We start from the raw sequence: 508 nt of genomic DNA on the forward strand, positions 1-508 counted from the left end.
CATGCATTCCATTTCTGCTTACGCCATAGATCATTGAAGCCATTAAGCTTCTATCCACGCTTTTAGCTAGGAATCTTTGAAAAGACTTTTCATACTTAGATTCATTTCTACAATCAGAGGCATCACAGGCAACAATTTCTTCTAACTTAGCAATCTGGTTCTTAAGCACAGAGTTAGAATTGATCAAGGCATGATTATCATTTTTCAAATCAGAAATAATTTTCTCATGTTCAACAGAAGTTTCAGAGGCAGCAGAGAAATTCTTTTTCAACTTTTTATGCTTAGACAATAAAGAGTTATACTTACCCATGATATCAGACAAAGCATGTTTCAGTTCAGAGGTAGAGAAAGAAGCAAATACCTCATTTTCATCGTCTGAGTTAGGATCTCCTTCTGATTCTGAGTCAGAGTCAACAGCTTCCTTTAACTCTGTTCCTTTGTCTTTGACAATAGCCATGAGTCCTTGGACTTCACCATCAGAGTCAACATCCTCTGACTCTGATTCATC

General features: G+C 36.8%; 1 protein-coding gene. It reads right to left on the minus strand.

The features are described 5' to 3' along the window. The coding region (locus AABA86_RS34235) for a hypothetical protein (RefSeq protein ID WP_338309883.1) at positions 1-508 on the minus strand (508 nt) is incomplete at both ends.

The organism is Bradyrhizobium sp. TM233 (assembly GCF_036247965.1).
GTDB lineage: Bacteria > Pseudomonadota > Alphaproteobacteria > Rhizobiales > Xanthobacteraceae > Bradyrhizobium > Bradyrhizobium ottawaense.